This window comes from uncultured Algibacter sp., assembly GCF_947495925.1.
Lineage (GTDB): Bacteria > Bacteroidota > Bacteroidia > Flavobacteriales > Flavobacteriaceae > Algibacter_E.
Genome location: NZ_CANMAU010000001.1, coordinates 216,287 through 231,758, shown reverse-complemented (window position 1 = coordinate 231,758; position 15,472 = coordinate 216,287). Strand labels below are relative to the sequence as shown.

The window sequence follows — 15,472 nt, the reverse complement described above, 5'->3', positions numbered from 1 at the left end:
AATCAAATATTATAATAGTAAATAATGAATAGAATAGAGCTAAATGGTATTCTTCCAGTTATACCAACACCTTATAACGAAGATGGAACAGTTGACAAGGTTTCAATTATAAAAATAACGGAATTTTGTATCGAGTCTGGTGCAAGTGCTCTAGTATTTCCTGGGGTTGCTAGTGAATATGACTATTTAACAGCAGAAGAAAGATTAGCTTTACTAAAAAAAATTCATGAAGTTAACAATGGCAGACTGCCTCTTATTTGTGGTGGGGGCAAAGGAGATGCTGAAACCATAGCGCAAAACATTTCGCGATCGGAACCTTTTGGTTGTCATGCAGCTATGATTTTAATTCCTAATCAATACGCAAATGACGAAAAAGGAGCACTTGATTTTATGTCCGAAATAGCAAGGCGAGTTCCAAAAGTAAGCATCATTCTTCAAAATGCACCAACACCTATAGGAGCAGGTCTATCGCCAAAGGCTATTTGTAGAATTGCTGCTGAAATTGAGCAGGTAAAATATATAAAAGAAGAAACACTGCCGTCTGGAGCTAGAATTACTGAACTAATAGATAATGCTCCAAAACACCTAGTAGGTGTTATCGGGGGTGGTGGAGCCAGATATATTATAGATGAAATGAACCGTGGTGTTATTGGGGCGATGCCCGCCGCAGAAATTACCGATTTACATGTCATGATGTGGAACACTTTTAAGACTGGAGATATCGAAACATCACGAGAAATATATACACAATCACTTCCATTGCTCATTATTCAGGCCATATACAGAATGAGGCTTACCAAGTATGTGTTAACGAGAAAAGGTGTTTTTAAAAACACTATTGTAAGAGCGCCACTTCCAGAATTAGATGATTTAGATAAAAAGGAAATAGACTTTCAGCTTAAAAACCTTTCAAAATACACTCAAAAAGAATTCACATTATGAGCAAAGTAAAAAAAGTTGAGGCCTTTTCATTAACCATTCCAAGAGACAAACCTTATTTAGGAGATGCAAAAAAAGGAGAAGAGGCTAATAAAAAAGGGTATTTTGTTCGCGAGGGTAATAAAACGGTATACGCAACTGTAGATAGAACGATTATTGTGCGTATAGAAACGCATTCTGGAGTAGTTGGATGGGGAGAAACCTATGGTCTCATTGCTCCGGAAGCAACAATGGCACTAATTAACGATTTTATGTCTGATTTTGTTGAGGATAAAGACCCTTTTGATGTTTCCGTTATTTATGAAGACATATATAATATGATGCGTTTCAGGAAATATAGTGGCGGTTATTATCACGATGCATTGGCAGCAATAGATATTGCTTTATGGGACATCTGTGGAAAAATAGCGGGTTTACCAATATCTAAACTTTTAGGAGGCCAAAGAAGAAAAGAAATACCAGCTTATGTTTCGGGTTTGCCAGAACCAACATTAGAAAAAAGAGTTCAATTGGCATTGTCTTGGAAGAACAAAGGATTTCATAGCTTTAAATTTGCCACCCCACAAGCAGCAGATAATCTAAATCAAGAAATGGAAGCTCTTAGAACGGCATTAGGGGATTCGGTAAAAATAGCCTGTGATATGCATTGGAATCAAACATCGGCAGAAGCTATTTCAAAAATTGCTGAAATGGAACCATATAAATTATGGTTTGCAGAAGCCCCAGTAGCTACAGAAGATATAAAAGGACTTTCGCATATTGCCCGTACAGTTAAAACACCAGTTGCAGTAGGGGAAGAATGGAGAACCGTTTATGATGCACAAGCACGAATTGATGCTGATGCAGTTCATATCGTCCAACCAGAAATGGGGCATGTTGGTATGACACAATTTATGAGAATAGGTTTAGCTGCTCAGTCTCATAATTTAAGTATAATTCCACACGCAACGATTGGTTCAGGTATTTTCTTGGCAGCTAGTTTACAAGCGAGTTCTGCTCTAGAGAATATTAAGTCCCATGAATACCAACATACAATCTTTGATAGAAATAAACATTTAATAACAGAAGGTATAGAAGTGAAGCATGGTTTATATAGTATATCAGACAAACCAGGCTTGGGCGTAGAGCCTACAGAATATACAATTTCACTTCTTAAGAAATAATGATATGAACAAAATAGATTACATAGTAATAATATTGTATGCTATTGGAATCGTTGTTGCAGGCATGGTGTTTTCTGGGAAAATGAAAAGTTCTAAGGATATGTTCGCTGCCGGTGGTAAGTCGCCTTGGTGGGTTTCAGGCTTATCTGCTTTTATGACCTGCTTTTCTGCCGGAACATTCGTGATTTGGGGAGGTATAGCCTACAAATATGGTGTTGTTGCGATTGTTATTAACCTTTGTTATGGTATTGCAGCTTTACTTGTAGGGCGATGGATTGCTGGGGTTTGGCGTAAAGCTGGGGTAAATTCTGCATCTGAGTTTCTTCATGCCAGATATGGAGCTTCCATAGTACAATTTTACACATGGGTAAAAGGGCTTTTAGTGATGTTTGTTACAGGAGGCTCCATTTATGCACTTTCAAAAGTTGTGTGTGCACTTATGCCACTATCGGAAGGGCATCTTTTAGCAGATCCTACCACAGGATATTTATCCGTAACCATAACATCAATCATAGTTTGTATTATAGTTGTTATCATTGCCTTTTCAGGAGGATTATGGGCTGTTCTGGTTACAGATGTTTTACAGTTTATAATTCTTTCGGTTTCGGTGATTTTTGTTATTCCGTTAATTTTTGGTGAAGTTGGGGGAATCAGTGCTTTTATAGAAAGGGCTCCCGAAGGATTTCTTTCTCCAGTAGTTGAAGAATACTCTTGGTGGTTTATGATAGGCTGGGTAACTATTAACTTTGTTGCTATGGGAGGTGAATGGGCTTTTGTGCAACGTTATGTATGTGTGCCAAAAGCTAAAGATGCTAAAAAAGTAGCTTATTTGATAGGAGGACTATATATTATTAGTCCTGTGTTCTGGATGATTCCTCCATTAGTATATAGAGTTATTAAACCAAATGTGGATACAGAACAAGCCTATATTTTGGCTTGCCAAGAAGTATTACCAGTAGGAATGATAGGTTTAATGATTGCTGCAATGGCATCGGCTACAGCTAGTATGGCTACAACTAGACTTAACGTATTTGCAGGATCATTTACAGAAATATATCAAAGAATAAAAGGAAATACTGTTAGCGAGAAAAACATAGTGAATGTAGGTAGAGGAGTTACCATAATTTTAGGGGGAATAGTTGTTGCAGGAGCTTTGCTAATTCCTTTGTACGGTTATACAGATTTCATTATAGATATTAATACGTTACTTTATATTCCATTAATATTACCATCAATTTGGGGCTTATTTTCAAAGAAAATAGGTTTAAGGGCTATATGGATAACTACTATAACTGGATTTATTTCGGCCTACATTATTAAGTTTGCCTTATCTAATGGTGGTTTTTTAACTGATTATAATTTTTTCGAACCTGTTGTGCTTTGGATAGCCGAAAATAAACGTATAACAGATATGATGTCTGGTATAATAGTTCCGTTTGTCATGTTATTAGCTTTCGAATTTTTGAGTAAAAAAGAAAATCAAGGTTGGGCAAGAGCTTTAAGTTTAAAACAGGAATTTGAAGCTCAAAAAGCGTCAACAGCATCTTTAATGCCTCTTAAAATGATTGCAATTACTGTTTTTATTATTGCTTTGGCAATAGCTGTTTTAGCTTTTTTAAATACAGAACATAAAAGTTTAATGTTTTTATTTTCAATAGCTTTAACTGTTATTGCTTATTTAGCTTTTAGGTCTTTTACCAAAGCTAAGAAAGCATTAGGCACGTAAAAATTTAGTGTGAAAATAATATGACTGCTTAGTCAATATCTCATTTTGAGCTTTGTTTTATTAAATGTTCTGAGGCAAAAAAACTCCATTTTAGATTGTTGAAAACTTCTTTGTATACCGATACGGGCTCTTCAATTCGATAAGGGTTTATTCCCTCTTTTGAGAACAACAAATGTTGAAATCAACTGATATTAAATGACTTTTAATAAAAAGAGGTAAAATATAAAACATTGAAAATAAGAATATTTATGTTTCTTTGGTATATATACAAACTTAGGATCTAGTACCGCGAGGTGTGGGAGTTCGAGTCTCCCCGCCCGCGCTTCATAAAAGGAAAGTCGAAGATAGATCTTCGACTTTTTTGTTTTTATTGTATGCTGCTTAAATATATAGTATCTTTAACTTAAGCGATTTCTCTGCTTTTTAATTAAATAAAGTCGGTTTTAATGAATGTAAGTATTACTACACGAAAAATCTTTAAGGTTTTTATAGTATTAGGTGTGTTATTTGTTATTGTTTCTAAAGGATTAGAAGTTTGGCTTGAAATAAATTTTGAAAACAGAATTAATAAAAACCCCGAGCGTGCTTATAATATAGTTTATGAAGATTTTGACTTAGATAACTTCTTTACAGGAGTTACTCTTAAGGAGGTTAAGATTGAGCCTCTTCAGTATAAAGGAGGGTCTGTTGTTACCGGTGATGTAGATTTTGCAACATTAAATGGTTTGCAATGGATGGAGTTATTGTTTGGTAAACGATTAGATATTCGTGAAATAGCATTTAATAAACCTGTTTTTAAAGTTGAGGTTACTCAAGATTCAACACGAAATAAAGGCGGTAAAGGTTTACAAGCTATGTTTGGAGATATTCTGTCTCGAGCTAATTTAACTAGTTTTAGTCTGAAAAAGGGTTCTTTGGTTTTTTTAGATGCTAAAACAAAAGAGGAGCTAGGAGCAGTTGAAAGCGTTGATATTTTCGCTACAGAGATTGAAACTGATGCCATGCAATTTAATCATCTTATTCCATTTCAATTGGGAGATATTAGAGTTAATATTGAAGGTGTTAATATACAATTAAACGAATATACATATATGAATTTAGGTCGATTCAAATACGACCTGAAAGAAAAGCAAGTGCTGTTAAATGACGTTGAATTAGGATTTAACAAAAATTGGGTAGCCGTAAGCAGAGAAATTGGTTTTCAAAATGATATTATTGAATTTGAAGCGAAAGAAATTGGGGTTCATCAACTAGAACCTTCAAGTGAGTTTTATACTGAATTGGATATTGATGCTGAATCTGTCACTATTGAGGGTTTGCAGATAAAACTTCAAAGAAACAAGAATTTACCAAGGTTAAAAGACACTACTAAGCCTATGTTTCAGGGCATGATTAATGCAATTCCTATTGATTTAGAATTAGACTCTATTAGCATATATAATTCGTCTGTGGCTTATGGTGAACTCGGACTAAACAAACCTGAAACTGGGTATATTATAATTGGAGATATTAATGGAAAAATTACAGGTATAACTAATAAAACGAAACGACAAGAAGAAGTAGTGGCTCTTGAGGCCAGTATAAATGCTACTTTAGAGAACAAAGCTGTCTTAAGTCTAGATTTGCAAGCACCTTACAAAAAACAAACATTTAAGGTTGATGTAGGTGTAACTAATATGAAATTTTCAGATTTTAATAGTACTTTAAAGCCTCTTATTGGTGTGAAAATGTTAACTGGGGATATACAGCGTATTCAGTATAATATGGAGGCAGATAACGTATGGTCTAGAAATCATTTGGTTTTTGATTACAAAGATTTGAGTTTGGAAGTCTTAAAAGAACAAGATAATGACAAGCCTAAGCGAAAAGCATTTGAGTCTGCAATTGCAAATGCGGCCATTCATCCAAGTAATATGCCAGGAGATAAAAAATACAGTACCGCTACCTATTCTTATAAAAGAAATATATATAGATCACCTATAAATTACATTATTCATGGTTTAATCGAAGGTTTTACATATATAGTTCCAAAAAAAGGGATTCAAAACCTTCTGCATAAAAAGAAGAAAAAGAAAAAATAATTCATAATCATTTGCGGTTAGGCTTGCCTTAGAAATGATTTAAACCATTTTCCGGAAGATTTCATTATGCGTTTTTGATTTTTAAAATTGACATAAACTAATCCAAATCTTGTTCTATAGCCTTCAGCCCATTCAAAGTTATCGGTAAAGGTCCAGGCAAAGTAACCATCAATTTTTAAGCCTTCTTTCTTTGCTTTATAAACTTCATTCAAATATGATTTATAGTAATTAAGTCGTTTCTGGTCGTTAACTTCATTGTTTGTAATTTGGTCTTCAAAGGATGCGCCGTTTTCAGTGATAATCAATTTTGGGATGTTTTGATATCTATTAAATTGTTTAATCATGTTGTAGATACTAGGAGGGTAAACTTCCCAATCCATTAAAGTTCGATTAACCTTACGTTTAGAAGCTTTTACTATTTGCGCTTTTATATATGGTACAAAATAATGATGTTTTACTACTTCACGCGTATAATTCTGAATGCCAATAAAATCGAAATCAAATGCCATTAATAATTCATCACCAGGCCTAATATATTTTTTTAAACGATTTAAGATAGGGACTCTTTTTACAGGATAACCCAGACCCAAAACCGGCTCTATAAAAAGTCTATTTAATAAGGTGTCTGCTTTTTGAGCAGCTAAAATATGCTTCTTGGTGTTTTTATAGGGTGTTGTTTGTGAGCAGGAAAACGTTGTGCCAATAGTACTATCTGGGACTAATTGACGTAATGTTCGTCCGCCAATGGATTGACAAAGCACAGCATGGTGTACGGTGGGTAAAAAGTTTTTTAATCCCTTTTTTCCAGGAGCATGAACGCCTAAAAAGTATCCAGCTCCTGTGAACACTATCGGTTCGTTTAGAACCATCCAGTGTTTAACACGGTCGCCAAAATGACGTGCACATACTTCGGTATAGTTTTTAAACCATCCAATAATGTTTCTATTCGTCCAACCACCTTCATTTTCTAAGGCAAGAGGTAAGTCCCAATGATATAAAGTTACCCATGGGGTAATATCACATTCTAAACAAAAGTTAATAACGTTATTGTAAAATTCAATGCCTTTCATATTTATAGTCCCAGTACCATTGGGAATGATTCTTGACCATGAAATAGAGAATCTAAAGTTTGGGATATTCATGGACTTCATAAGCAGGATATCCTCTTTATAATGGTGATAAAAGTCTGTAGCAACATTACCATTTTGGTTACGGTAAATAGTTCCTTTTTTGCAAGTGAAATTATCCCAAATAGATATCCCTTTCTCGTTTAAATCATGAGCGCCTTCTATTTGGTAAGCGGCTGTAGAAACACCCCAAATAAAGTCAGATCCAAAATCAAGGCTAGTTAAATTGAAATCAGTATGTAGCGACATGTTTTAACTGGAAACTAAATTTTCCCGAAGTAGTTGGTTGATAATGGATTCGGTTTGGTCTGGGTAATTAACATCAACAATATGGTCTTCTTCGATCCAATTTAGTATTTTATTGATGTGTTTCTTTTTGAACGATTTAATTACGGTAACCCCCATCTCTTTTAAAGCGGCGGCATTACATTGTTGCTCATATTGGCCTTTCATCGGGACAACTAATAGTTTTTTTTTCATATATAGAGCTTCGGCAGGAGTTTCAAACCCAGCACCACAAAGTACGCCACTACTATTCGCCATGCTGTTAATAAAACTCTGGTTTTGTATAGGCTGTATAATGACGTTTTCTCTTTTAATTATTTTTTTATTATGCTTAGAAAATACCTCCCAATTCACATTTTTAATCGATATAAGTATTTTTAAAATTTTTTCATCACCATAGGCGGGTAAATAAACTGTATAATAACCTTTTGTTTTACATGACATTGACCTTATGTCGTGCCTAATGACAGGAGTAAAAATATTATCCTGATAGCTGTTAAAATGAAAACCATATTGTTTGGTGGTAGGGGCGTATTTTTCCAAAACAAATTTTCCAAAGGGGTCTTTTTTATTTGGTCTGGGTGATTTCGAGGCGAGCACAGCAGCTTGATGGCTTAAACTGATGCAAGGTTTGTTCTTTAGTTTGCACGCCCATGCAGAGACTGGTTCAAAATCATTAATTACTAAATCGTAGGTTTCTATTGGAAGATTATTTATTTCTTTTTGTAAACGTTGGGTGTTTGCCCTCAAATAAGTCTTCCACATATCAATTCCCCCCTTTTTGCCAAATATGAAACTAAGTCCTTTAAATTGGTAGGTTATGGGATAAGGAATATCAATATCTGCCTGAGTTCCACTAATAAGAATATCTAAATCAATATTCTTCTTTTTTAAAATAGGGATAATATCTCTAGCTCTACTTAAATGTCCATTACCAGTACCCTGAATGGCGTAAAGTATTTTCATAGTGGTAATACTGTTTCCAATTTTAGAATGTGTAAGATTAACAATTTAAAGGATTCGTTAGGTCGTTCACATTTTACGTTATAGTTAAGAGAGTGTTATTATTAATTAATCAGTGTTATGTTGTAAAAAATGTAATGAACTTGTTTAGTCTAGATCTATAGATGTTAACAGGTGTTATTAAATAATTTTAACTTTTATAAGTCCTAACAAGTTAAAGATTATATATTTGCAAAATGTATGCTTTTTAGAAGTAATTTATCCTTTAGAGAGCTTATTTAAAGTCCATTAAATAATAATCATAATTAAAAAAATGAACAAAGACATTAATTTACAAGCGGCAGATAATATAAGAGCATTAGCTGTTGCTATGGTAGAAAAGGCAAAATCAGGTCACCCCGGTGGCCCTATGGGAGGTGCAGATTTTATGCACATCTTATATTCAGAGTTTTTTAATTATGATCCGTCTGATATGACGTGGGCATTTAGAGATCGTTTCTTTATGGATGCGGGTCATTTATCTACTTTAATGTATGCGCAGTATTATCTTTTAGGAAATTATGCGAAAGACGATATTGCCAACTTCAGGCAATGGGGTTCAATTACTCCTGGTCACCCAGAAGTTGATGTTGCTAGAGGAATAGAGAATACGTCTGGACCTCTTGGTCAAGGGCATACTATGGGGGTTGGAGCGGCAATAGCAGCTAAGTTTTTACAAGCGCGTTTTGGAGATTGGATGAATCATAAAGTCTATGGTTTTATTTCTGACGGAGGAATTCAAGAAGAAATTTCTCAAGGAGCAGGTAGAATTGCAGGGCATTTAGGCTTGAGTAATTTCATTATGTTTTTTGACTCTAACGACATTCAGTTGTCTACTTCTACAGATGAGGTAACAAGTGAAGATACTGCTGCTAAGTATGAAGCTTGGGGATGGAAAGTTGTTACGATTGATGCTCACAACCATGATGAGATTAGAAAAGCATTAACAGATGCTAATAGCGAGACTGAAAAACCAACCTTAATTATTGGTAAAACTATAATGGGTAAAGGCTGTGTGACTGCTGATGGGAGTATGTTTGAAGGCTATTGTGAATTACATGGTCAACCAATAGGAGCAACAGGTGCAGATTACGAAAAGACGTTATTAAACTTGGGGGCTGATATTGACAACCCATTTGATATTTATAGTGACGTAAGTAACTTTTATAAAGATTTAGTAGCTTCGAAAACAGCAAAGGCTTCTGAAAAGAAAGCAGAGATTAATGCTTGGAGAAAAGAAAATTCAGCATTAGCAGCGAAGTTAGACTTTTTCTTGTCAGGAGAACTTCCAGAACTAGATTTTTCGTCAATAGCGCATAAACCAGGTTTAGCTACACGTGTAGCTTCATCAAATGTTTTAGGTTATTTGGCTGAAAATGTGGAAAACATGATTGTGTCTTCGGCAGATTTATCGAATAGTGATAAAACAGATGGGTTTTTAAAGAAATCATCAGCACTACAGAAAGGTGATTTTAGCGGTTCATTTTTACAAGCTGGGGTTGCTGAATTAACTATGGCTTGTATAGCGAATGGTATAGCGCTTCATGGCGGGGTTATTCCTGTGGTAGCTACATTCTTTGTGTTTTCAGATTACATGAAGCCAGCGATACGATTAAGTGGCATTCAAGAGTTAGGTGTGAAATATGTTTGGACACATGATGCCTTTAGAGTAGGGGAAGATGGGCCAACGCATCAACCTATTGAACAAGAAGCACAAATTAGATTACTAGAAAAGCTTAAAAATCATAGCGGTAAAAATAGTTTCTTAGCAATGCGTCCCGCAGATTCAGCTGAAACTAGTGTGGCTTGGAAAATGGCTTTAGAAAATACAAATACACCATCTGGTTTAATATTATCTAGACAAGGCATAAAAGATATCGAGCCTCAAGGTGAATCAAGATATGAAGAGGCCTTAGCAGCTGAAAAAGGGGGTTACTTAGTGAAAGAAGTTGAAAATCCAGATGTTGTTCTTATAGCAAACGGATCGGAAGTTTCGACCTTAGTTGAAGCTGCTCATATCCTTGAAAGCCAAGAAGGATTAAAAGTAAATATTGCTTCTATTATATCTGAAGGTGTATTTAGACAACAATCTAAGGCATATCAAGAAAGCATTATTCCTACCAACAAACCATTGTATGGTTTAACGGCTGGTTTGCCTGTGAATTTAGAAGGTTTAGTTGGTCAAAACGGAAAAGTATTTGGTGTAGATCACTTCGGGTACTCAGCTCCAGCTAAAGTGTTAGATGATAAGTTTGGTTTTACAGGAGAAAAAGTAAGCCAAAACGTAATGGAATATTTAAATAGTAACGTTTTAATAAAATAATAAATGAAATTTTTTATAGATACAGCAAACCTTGATGATATTGCAGAAGGCCAATCTTTAGGTGTTTTAGATGGTGTAACAACAAACCCATCTTTAATGGCAAAAGAAGGTATTACAGGTGAAGCTAATATTATAGCACATTATAAAAAGATTTGTGATATAGTTGAAGGCGATGTTAGCGCGGAGGTGATTTCTACAGATTTTGAAGGTATGGTTAAAGAAGGTGAGGCTTTAGCGGCTTTAAACCCTCAGATTGTTGTTAAGCTGCCTTTAATTGCTGATGGTATTAAAGCGTGCAAATATTTTTCAGATAAAGGAATAAAAACTAACGTTACGTTGGTGTTTTCTGCAGGGCAGGCTTTATTAGCAGCAAAAGCAGGTGCTACTTATGTGTCTCCATTTATTGGACGATTAGATGATATTTCTACAGATGGATTAAACCTTATTGCCGAAATTAGACAGATTTATGATAACTATGGATTTGAAACTCAAATTTTAGCAGCATCTGTGCGTCACACCATGCATGTTATTGATTGTGCGAAATTAGGTAGTGATGTGATGACTGGCCCATTGTCGTCTATTAAGGGCTTATTGAAACATCCTTTAACTGATATTGGCTTAGCTAAATTTTTAGCAGATTACAAAAAAGGAAATAGTTAAAGCCTAGGTTAGATTATAACATAAAAAAGCTTCTCTTTTTCAAGTACGCTATCTTGAATTGAGAAGCTTTTTGCAATTAACTACAAACTAAACTAATTTTTATTCTATATTAAATTTGAATATCTGAGATTCTGATGAGTTATTTTCCTCGTCTGTCGTGATAATCCGCCAGTAATAACTATTTCCAGAGGCAACAGTTACGGTTATGCTATTATTATTTGTTGTGCTAACTACTGTCGATGGATTTGTATCTGTTCCCAACAATATGGTAAATTCTTTAATGTCATTATCCACATCTTCTCCCGTCCATTCTAAAGTTACATTTACTGTTGCCGCATCAAACATTTGATCGTAAATAGGACTATTTAATTCGGCAGGGAAAGGAGCGTAAGATGAGGCTGCTTCTCCAGCATTATAGAATTTCCAAGTAGCACTATCAGCGGTTTCGGTTCCTGAGTTTTCTGAAACAACGTACCATGAATAAGGTGTCCCTCTTAATAGTGTGACGCTTTTTTCAGAAACATCTGAGGTGTAATTTGCCATGGTCTGAGTTTCTAAATTTTTTACATAAATTTTATAACTTGTAGCATGGTCGGCATCATTCCAATTGAATAGAATAGTACTTTCAGTACTTGTTAAATTAGACCCTTCCGTACATTCAGAATTTTCCTGTGGAAAAACTAAGGTTGCCGAATTGGGCGGTGTAACTTCAATTGGTGGATCTGGAGGAGCAGGACTGTCACCACTGCTACTGCAACTTGAGTAAAAACTAAGGATCAACCCTACCGCTAAATATTTAAATGACTTTTTCATTAGTTCTTAATTATTTTAAAGCTCTTTTGAATTGTACCACTAGTTACGTTAACAAGGTATAAACCTTTGCTAAAACTATCTGTACTTATTCTTATCTGGTTACTGTTTGTACTTTCTGTGTAAATGAGTTTTCCAAGTACGGAATATATTTCTATGGTACCTGCAGTATTGTTTAGATCTCCTAAATATATATTGAGAATATTATTGTTTTTTATGGGGTTAGGATATGCCATCATTTCACCGCCGTAGAAAATGGTTTCTTCGTAAGTGCCTTGACAATCTTTATTAGTGCTAACACGAATGGTGTTTTCTCCAGGCTGTAAATCTAAATTAATATTTGATTCCGACGTTTGACGGGTTACGCCGTTAATAGTAACGCTATAGGAGCTACTGCCATACATATTCAGCGCAACTTGATTTTTGCTGCTGCTCACCTTAGAGAATACTGATAAATTTTCAGGTTGGGTCACAGCAACATTAAAGCACATTTCAAAATCTGCTTCATCCTTAACCGTGAAACATAATTCGTAGTTCCCAGCTTCTAAGTTTTCTATTATTAAATTGTTAGTAAAATCTCTATTATCATTACCATTAATCTTGACGCTATAATCTAAAGTTTCTAGAGCCATGATACCAATTATCCCGTTGGTACTATTTCGGCAGGTCTCTCCTGATATTTGAATTCTAAAATTGTTTTTTGGAAGACTGAAAATTTCACAACCATTTGCATCAACAGTAGCTCCAAAAGGCGTGTTTGGACATTGGTCGTTGGCATTTAATACGCCATCACTATCTAGGTCTTCAGGATTAATAAAAGGTTTGTCACCGTAAATAATAAAAGTGCCTGGTTCTAAATTAATAGGGGTTTTAGTGTTTGTTACGTTCAAGGGGGTGTTGCGTCCAAGAAGATTATACCAAGTGCCTGTTTGTTGGAATTCAGGATTAATATTCTGAGCAGTAAGTCCGAAATTCCCAATAACTGTAATGTGTTTTATATTTTCACCAGCAGCGTTCGCTAAGTTTAAGTGAATTGTTTTTAACCCATTGGAAGCACCTGTACTCATTGTGAAGTCAGTGGTTTTAAAAATGGGCTGCTCTAATTTTAGGCGAATTAATTCAGACCACGTATCATATAACGCTTTTCGGTCTGGGTCATCATAGTACTCCCATAATATGGGCTTGTTTCCTGTTCTGCCACCTTCATTAATGGATATGTCATAACCCAACTCACCAAATTGCCAAATCATTTTTGGTCCAGGAACGGTAAAGAAAAATGCACCTGCAGTTTCTGTGCGTTGTAAGCTTGTTGGTAATTCACTAATCTTGTAATCTCCATTGGATTCAGTAGATGTTATATTATTATACATAATGCGTTCCTCGTCATGGCTCTCCATGTATCCAATGGAGGAGGATGCTTGGTCAAATCCTTTTTCTTTATATGAAATATTTTTAAAATTAGAAGCAGGATCTTTAGCGGTTGCATTACTATATTCATGATTTAAAATGTTCCAAAGCATAATGCCTTTCCCTTCATTAGCTCTATAGTTAGCCCATTCTTTTTCCTCGGTAATTCCACCTAAATGTTCAAAAATCACGTAAAAGTTGTCTTTGATATCCCATTGGTCATCTGCATATAGTTTTAAAACATCTACACGGTCCTGTTGGTAAGATCCAGTACAGCTTTCATTATTTGGTGTACAGTTTTGAGTAAAACCTTTAGTGAGATCCCAGCGGTAACCATCAATATTATATTCGTCAATCCAGAACTGTGACACACGTTTTACATAATCTCGTGTAGCTTGGCTGCTGTGATTGAAATCGTTAAAGACACTGTAACTGTGGGTGGCTTCTTGATTAAAAAACGGACTGTCTGCTGATGCTGTTCCTCCATAGTCGCCATTATTAGTATTCCATAATCTATAATATGGATTTTGACCTGAAGCGTGATTGAAAACGACATCTACAATAACCGCCATACCACGCAGGTGGCATTCGTCAATCAGAGCTTTAAAAGCATTTTGTGTCCCATAATATTTGTCTAATGCCATATGGAAAGATGGGTTGTAACCCCAACTTTCATTGCCGTCAAATTCATTAAGTGGCATAAATTCTATGGCATTAATACCTAGGTCCTGTAGGTAATCTAATCTGCTTTTTACCGCTTCAAAACTATGTAATTTATCAAAATCTCTGATTAGTAATTCATATACAACTAGATCATTTTTATCTGGACTAACAAAATTAGGCACTTGCCAATTATAAGGCGCGTCTCCCGTACGAAGTAAAGTAACAGAATGATTTGTTTTTCCTGTAGGATATGCAGGCAAGTTTGGGTACGTAATCTCATCAATGTATTGATCGTTTGATTCGGTTAGTACTACAGGTGAATAGGGGTCAGCCGTGTAAATACTAGCATCAACTACATATTGATACATATGATCTGTTTGTGGTGTAAGGCCGTTGAGTTCAATCCAAAAGCGGTCTTTATCACTGTCCTTTTTCATTAAAAACGTGTCATCAATCGTCCAATTGTTGAAGTCGCCAATAACATGAACAAAATCTTTCCCAGGTGCATATAAAACCAGAGTAACTTCCGAGTTATTTGCCGGGTTAATATTAATGCCGTCTAATAGTCCGCTTGGTACAGGAGATTCAGTGACAGTGGGCTTTACAATAGCTTGAAAGGATTTAGTGTCGCTGCTAACACCATTGGATATTCTTAATTCAAATGCTGTAGTTTCATTTACCGTATAATCGTTAGTATAAGTTGTGGTTTGCGTTTTAGTGTCCACAACAATATTGTTAGCAAGCAAGGTGAAATCGGCAGTTAAACTAGCCGTGGCTTCAATGGATAGCGCTTCTCCTGCGTTTAAAACCGTAGACGCTACGTTAGGTGCGTTTAAAAATAATTGAAATGACCCTAAGTCAACAAAGAAATCATTACATCCATTATCTTTAAGCTCTTGATTTCCTGATTCATTTCTAAATACTAGCCCAAGTTGGGTAGCTGTATTTTGTTGTTCTGTGGTCATATTGTAGTAGCTTGACGGTGTTAAGATGATACTATAGGTTCCGTCGCCATTACTAGTCATGAGTCCAATGCCATCATCTTGTCCCCAATTACCAACCACGCTGTAGCCAAACGCATTTGAATCATCTCCAATGCCTGAATGTAAATAAACTTTATTCGGTGAATCTAATTGGTTACAATCTGAAGCCGTACTATTAATATCTACAGTAATTGTAATTTCATCAGTTACTTCAAATGCCTTTGGAGAGATCGTGACTTGCGCGGCCATCGAGAGTCCAAATAAGATAAAAGTAAAAAGTATTAATTTTTTCATGACTATTAT

The 15,472-nt window shown here is 35.3% G+C and carries 10 protein-coding genes; 6 read left to right on the top strand and 4 right to left on the bottom strand.

The genetic code is table 11. The features are described 5' to 3' along the window. The first annotated feature begins 24 nt into the window (after positions 1-24). From Q0857_RS00980 to Q0857_RS00965, 4 genes are all read left to right on the top strand, one after another. Positions 25-942 (top strand): dihydrodipicolinate synthase family protein, encoded by a 918-nt coding sequence (locus Q0857_RS00980; RefSeq protein WP_298530834.1) that lies wholly within the window; start codon positions 25-27, stop codon positions 940-942. Further along, complete coding sequence (locus Q0857_RS00975) at positions 939-2,102, top strand: mandelate racemase/muconate lactonizing enzyme family protein (RefSeq protein ID WP_298530831.1); 1,164 nt, start codon at positions 939-941, stop codon at positions 2,100-2,102. The genes Q0857_RS00980 and Q0857_RS00975 overlap by 4 nt, the downstream gene beginning before the upstream one ends. 4 nt (positions 2,103-2,106) lie before the next feature. Continuing rightward, positions 2,107-3,828 (top strand): hypothetical protein, encoded by a 1,722-nt coding sequence (locus tag Q0857_RS00970; protein ID WP_298530828.1) that lies wholly within the window; start codon positions 2,107-2,109, stop codon positions 3,826-3,828. A gap of 446 nt (positions 3,829-4,274) precedes the next feature. Continuing rightward, a complete protein-coding gene (locus Q0857_RS00965) occupies positions 4,275-5,909 on the top strand; it encodes a hypothetical protein (protein WP_298530825.1) in 1,635 nt (544 codons plus the stop codon). Positions 5,910-5,926: 17 nt separating this feature from the next. On the opposite strand, the gene Q0857_RS00960 is transcribed toward Q0857_RS00965, so the two are convergent. Further along, the gene (locus Q0857_RS00960; RefSeq protein WP_298530823.1) at positions 5,927-7,285 is read right to left on the bottom strand and encodes a GH1 family beta-glucosidase; all 1,359 of its coding nucleotides are present in this window, start codon (positions 7,283-7,285) and stop codon (positions 5,927-5,929) included. Positions 7,286-7,288: 3 nt separating this feature from the next. Then, positions 7,289-8,287, bottom strand: a complete 999-nt coding sequence (locus Q0857_RS00955) for a glycosyltransferase family protein (RefSeq protein WP_298530821.1) — start codon at positions 8,285-8,287, stop codon at positions 7,289-7,291. Positions 8,288-8,597: 310 nt separating this feature from the next. Here Q0857_RS00955 and Q0857_RS00950 point away from each other — a divergent pair, with 310 nt between their 5' ends. Then, the gene (locus Q0857_RS00950; protein WP_298530819.1) at positions 8,598-10,646 is read left to right on the top strand and encodes a transketolase; all 2,049 of its coding nucleotides are present in this window, start codon (positions 8,598-8,600) and stop codon (positions 10,644-10,646) included. A 3-nt stretch (positions 10,647-10,649) separates the two neighbouring features. Next, positions 10,650-11,306 (top strand): fructose-6-phosphate aldolase, encoded by a 657-nt coding sequence (fsa, locus tag Q0857_RS00945; RefSeq protein ID WP_298530816.1) that lies wholly within the window; start codon positions 10,650-10,652, stop codon positions 11,304-11,306. Positions 11,307-11,405: 99 nt separating this feature from the next. Here the strand turns inward: fsa and Q0857_RS00940 are convergent, their stop codons facing one another. Together Q0857_RS00940 and Q0857_RS00935 are read right to left on the bottom strand one after the other, a co-directional pair. Further along, complete coding sequence (locus tag Q0857_RS00940) at positions 11,406-12,119, bottom strand: hypothetical protein (RefSeq protein WP_298530813.1); 714 nt, start codon at positions 12,117-12,119, stop codon at positions 11,406-11,408. Continuing rightward, complete coding sequence (locus tag Q0857_RS00935; RefSeq protein WP_298530811.1) at positions 12,119-15,463, bottom strand: alpha-amylase family glycosyl hydrolase; 3,345 nt, start codon at positions 15,461-15,463, stop codon at positions 12,119-12,121. Before Q0857_RS00935 ends, Q0857_RS00940 begins: the two co-directional genes overlap by 1 nt. Positions 15,464-15,472: the final 9 nt, after the last annotated feature.

Coding starts and splice junctions, on each gene's coding strand:
- Q0857_RS00980 (WP_298530834.1), top strand. CDS start 25: ATGAATAGAATAGAGCTAAATGGTATTCTTCCAGTTATACCAACACCT.
- Q0857_RS00975 (WP_298530831.1), top strand. CDS start 939: ATGAGCAAAGTAAAAAAAGTTGAGGCCTTTTCATTAACCATTCCAAGA.
- Q0857_RS00970 (WP_298530828.1), top strand. CDS start 2,107: ATGAACAAAATAGATTACATAGTAATAATATTGTATGCTATTGGAATC.
- Q0857_RS00965 (WP_298530825.1), top strand. CDS start 4,275: ATGAATGTAAGTATTACTACACGAAAAATCTTTAAGGTTTTTATAGTA.
- Q0857_RS00960 (WP_298530823.1), bottom strand. CDS start 7,285: ATGTCGCTACATACTGATTTCAATTTAACTAGCCTTGATTTTGGATCT.
- Q0857_RS00955 (WP_298530821.1), bottom strand. CDS start 8,287: ATGAAAATACTTTACGCCATTCAGGGTACTGGTAATGGACATTTAAGT.
- Q0857_RS00950 (WP_298530819.1), top strand. CDS start 8,598: ATGAACAAAGACATTAATTTACAAGCGGCAGATAATATAAGAGCATTA.
- fsa (WP_298530816.1), top strand. CDS start 10,650: ATGAAATTTTTTATAGATACAGCAAACCTTGATGATATTGCAGAAGGC.
- Q0857_RS00940 (WP_298530813.1), bottom strand. CDS start 12,119: ATGAAAAAGTCATTTAAATATTTAGCGGTAGGGTTGATCCTTAGTTTT.
- Q0857_RS00935 (WP_298530811.1), bottom strand. CDS start 15,463: ATGAAAAAATTAATACTTTTTACTTTTATCTTATTTGGACTCTCGATG.